Genomic DNA, 3,374 nt, shown 5'->3' on the forward strand with positions numbered 1-3,374 from the left:
CGGGCGCTTCCCTTCGTGTTTCCAACTTTACCAGATCCTTTTCCGTTCCGTTTCCGGTTCGGAATTTGATTCCAGTAGCCGTTGGGGGCCTTTTGTCTTTCGGCTGATCCGACTTTATCAGAAGCATTCCGGCCGAGCTAATCGGCCTTCTTGATCCGGATAGGAATCGAGAAGCTCTGCGGAAATTCAATTTCCGACGAGAGCAAGAGAGATATTAACGGTCGCACTCGCACTTGTCCAGTCCGAGACAACCGTTTAAATCTACCTCCCCACGCCGACCGTGTCAACGGTTTTTGTGGGGCGAAGAGGAGACTAGCAGCTCAGAGGTGCCGGACGCACATCAGGCAGCGGCCGGGAGTTCGGCGCTGCGGTCCGCCGCCTCCACGTCGCCGATGTCGCCGGCGCGGACTGCTCGGCCGCCCAGGATGTAGACGTACGCCAGAAACGCCAGCTCAGCCGCGATGCCGATGGCGATACGCGCCCAGGTCGGCAGTCCTGAGGGTGTGACGAAGCCTTCGATCACGCCCGACACGAAGAGGACAAGGGCGAGGCCAATGGCCATACCGATGGCCGCGCGGCCCTGCTGGGCGAGGGCCGTGCGGCGGGATTGGGGGCCCGGGTCGATGACAGTCCAGCCGAGGCGGAGGCCCGTGCCCGCGGCGACGAAGACAGCGGTCAGTTCGAGCAGGCCGTGCGGGAGGACCAGGCCCAGGAAGGTGTCGAGGCGGCCGGCCGACGACATCAGGCCTATGCCGACGCCGAGGTTGAGCACATTGAGGAAGAGGATCCAGATCACCGGGATGCAGAGGAACGCGCCCAGCGTCAGGCACATGGCGGCGGCCTGGGCGTTGTTCGTCCAGACCTGGGCTGCGAAGGAGGCCGCCGGGTGGCTCGAGTAGTACGTTTCGTACTCACCGCCGGGGCGGGTGAGCCGGCGCAGTTCGTCCGGGGCGGCGATCGCTGACTGAACCTCTGGGTGAGCGCCTATCCACCAGCCGATGATCGCAGCAAGGACAGTGGAGAGGACCGCCGTGGGGATCCACCAGTGGCGGGAGCGGTAGACGGCCGCCGGGAAGCCCGCAGTGAGGAACCGGACCGCGTCGCGCCAGGTGGCACGGCGGGTTCCGGTGACGGTGGCGCGCGCTCGGGCGACGAGCTGGGTGAGCCTGCCCGTCAGCATCGGGTCCGGGGCGCTGGACTGGATGTGAGAGAGATGTGTGGCCGTGCGCTGGTAGAGGGCGACAAGTTCGTCGGCCTCGGCACCGGTGAGGTGACGTCCCCTGTGCAGGAGGTGGTCCAAGCGGTCCCACTCGGCGCGGTGGGCGGTCACGAAGACATCGAGGTCCATGGTCGGCTGCTGCTCCAGGCACTGGGTGCGTACGGTCCGCACTACTGCGGCGCGCTGCGGGCCAGCTTGGCAGACTGAGGAATCAAGGGGCAGGGAGTTCGACGGCGAAGGGCGGGCAGCAGTGAGTGCGCTTGTGACGGGGGATGCGGTCGTACTGGGGCTGCGGCCGGCGAAACTGCCGAGCCGGGCGCTCGCTCTCGTGATCGACCTCGTCGTGGTGTGGACGGCGTATCTTCTGGTGTCGATCGGGCTTGCGCTGGCGACCGCGTCGCTGGACGAGGCGGCGGTCACTGCGGTGTCGATCGCGACGTTTCTGCTGGTCCTGGTGGGGGCGCCGATAGCCGTGGAGACCCTCAGTCATGGGCGCTCGCTCGGGAAGCTCGCCTGTGGGCTGCGGGTGGTGCGGGACGACGGGGGGCCGATCCGCTTCCGGCATGCGCTGGTGCGCGGGGCGATGGGCGTGGTGGAGATCCTGATGTCGTTCGGGGTCATTGCCTGTATCGCTTCTCTGATGTCGGCGCGGGGGCGGCGGATCGGGGATGTGTTCGCGGGGACTCTGGTGGTGCGGGAGAGGGTGCCGGCCGGGCGGGGGATGGTGGTGCCGCCTCCGCCGCCGTGGCTCGTCGGGCGGTTTGCCGAACTGGATCTGTCGGGGGTGCCTGATGATCTGTGGCTCGCGATACGTCAGTACCTGACGCGGATGAGGCAGCTGGACCAGGCGGTGAGCTGGTCGATGGCGGAGCGGCTGGCCGGTGATCTGGCGGCATGCACGGGGGCGCCCGCGCCGGAGAGGGTGCCGCCGGCCGCCTATTTGGCGGCTGTGGTGAACGAGCGGCAGGCGCGTGATGCCCGGAAAGCGTTCGGGGCGTTCCGGGCTACGGCCGGGGCGGTAGCAGTTGGCGGCCCGGAGGGGTGGGCGACTCCGGGGGCGGCCACCAGAGGTGGCTTGGTCCCCGGTGCCGGAGCCGCAGGAAGAGTGGCACCTGGGGCGGTTGGTGCCGGCGGGGCCGCCGTGCCGAGTGGGGTGGTGCCGAGCGCCATTGTTGCGGAGGGCAGGACGGTGCCGGGTGCGGTGCCGGAGACAGAGACGCCGCCGGTCACGGGGTTTGCGCCGCCCGCGTAGGGGCGACGGGAGGCCGGATTCGTCAGGCCTACCGGTCGCCGGGACGTCGGAATCGTCAGGGCGTCAGGGGGAAGACCGAGGGCGGGGTCTCGAGGTTTTCGAGTTCGATGCCGGGGGCTGCGAGGACCACGTCTCCGGCGATGTGAACGAGGTGTTGTTCGCCCGTGTCCAGGGCGCTGACCTGGTACTCGTCCACGGTCAGGGGGCCATTGTCAGTGGCATGCGCTTCACTCTTCATCAGGGCCCAGGACTGGTCGAGAGTGCGGGGAGCGAGGACAGGATCCGTGAAGGCGACGAGGCGGACACGCGTCGCGGGGGAACCGGGGGTGAGTCGCAGGAGACGTGCGGTGGCAACAAGAAAGGCGGGGGATGTGCCGGTGAAGGCGTGAGCGCGCACATTGCCTTCGGTGGCATGAGCGCCGGTGGGGTCGGTGCGCACCCAGGTGACGCCGTCGAGGGCGGCACCGCGGACCTGCCAGCTCGCGGCGTGGAGTTCGAGACGGATGGGACGGCCGAGTTCGTCGAGGGCGAGGTCGACGGAGCCGACGTGGTCGCCGGAGGGGGCCGTGATCTGGGAGACGTAGCGCCAGCCGGAGGGGCCGGGGGCGCACTGGAAGTGCTCGTCACCGAGGGGGGTGTGATCGTGCGGATCGTGAAGCGAATAACGGCCGCGAGGCATGGGGCTCAGGTGTCCTAGTGCGGTGAGGCTCTTGCCGGGAGCCGATCGAGGCCGGTACGAGGCAGGCCCCCGACACGGGGGTGCGGGGGCCTGCCTGGTACCGCTGGTACCTGCTGCTGAGGTGTGTCAGTAGCCGATCAGTAGCGGTAGTGGTCGGGCTTGTACGGGCCCTCGACCTCGACGCCGATGTAGGCGGCCTGCTCGGGGCGGAGCGTGGTCAGCTT

Annotated in this window: 4 protein-coding genes; 1 reads left to right on the forward strand and 3 read right to left on the reverse strand. The window is 68.5% G+C overall.

What is annotated here, in order from left to right; genetic code table 11:
- Positions 1 to 340: 340 nt before the first annotated feature.
- The gene (locus AB0D12_RS41030) at positions 341 to 1,348 is read right to left on the reverse strand and encodes a stage II sporulation protein M (protein ID WP_362695147.1); all 1,008 of its coding nucleotides are present in this window, start codon (positions 1,346 to 1,348) and stop codon (positions 341 to 343) included.
- Positions 1,349 to 1,469: 121 nt separating this feature from the next.
- Between AB0D12_RS41030 and AB0D12_RS41035 the strand changes: the two genes are divergently transcribed.
- Positions 1,470 to 2,471: an RDD family protein gene (locus AB0D12_RS41035; RefSeq protein WP_362695141.1), complete on the forward strand. Its 1,002-nt coding sequence runs from the start codon at positions 1,470 to 1,472 to the stop codon at positions 2,469 to 2,471.
- 55 nt (positions 2,472 to 2,526) lie between these two features.
- Here the strand turns inward: AB0D12_RS41035 and AB0D12_RS41040 are convergent, their stop codons facing one another.
- A complete protein-coding gene (locus tag AB0D12_RS41040) occupies positions 2,527 to 3,150 on the reverse strand; it encodes a hypothetical protein (RefSeq protein ID WP_362695144.1) in 624 nt (207 codons plus the stop codon).
- Between the two features lie 137 nt (positions 3,151 to 3,287).
- A partial coding sequence (locus AB0D12_RS41045) for an adenosylhomocysteinase (RefSeq protein ID WP_362693304.1) occupies positions 3,288 to 3,374 on the reverse strand: 87 nt, incomplete at its 5' end.

The sequence above is a fragment of the Streptomyces sp. NPDC048479 genome (genome assembly GCF_040651435.1).
Lineage (GTDB): Bacteria > Actinomycetota > Actinomycetes > Streptomycetales > Streptomycetaceae > Streptomyces.